This window comes from Streptomyces coffeae (assembly GCF_016741875.1).
Lineage (GTDB): Bacteria > Actinomycetota > Actinomycetes > Streptomycetales > Streptomycetaceae > Streptomyces > Streptomyces coffeae.
Genome location: NZ_JAERRF010000217.1, coordinates 1 through 392, shown reverse-complemented (window position 1 = coordinate 392; position 392 = coordinate 1). Strand labels below are relative to the sequence as shown.

Here is a 392-nt window from a genome sequence, read left to right as displayed (position 1 = left end):
CCGGACAGCACCACCGAGCGCGGACCGTTCACCGCGGCGACCGAAACCCGGTCCTCATAACCCTCCAACGCACTCCGCGCCTCGGCCTCCGCAGCCTCGACCGCCACCATCACCCCACCCGCCGGCAACGCCTGCATCAACCGGCCCCGCGCAGACACCAGCCGCGCCGCATCCGCCAGCGAGAACACCCCCGCAACATGCGCCGCCGCAATCTCACCGACCGAATGCCCCAGCAGAAAGTCGGCCCTGACACCCCAGCTCTCCAACAACCGGAACAACGCCACCTCAAACGCAAACAACGCACCCTGCGCATACCGCGTCTGCCCCAGCAACTCCCCGTCACCGAACACCGCCGGATCAAGCTCCAGCGCCGCACACACCTCCCCCAACAC

The 392-nt window shown here is 68.4% G+C and carries 1 protein-coding gene; it reads right to left on the bottom strand.

Annotation, left to right across the window (positions count from 1 at the left end; all coding sequences use genetic code 11):
• The coding region (locus tag JK363_RS41735; protein WP_201883530.1) for an acyltransferase domain-containing protein at positions 1–392 on the bottom strand (392 nt) is incomplete at both ends.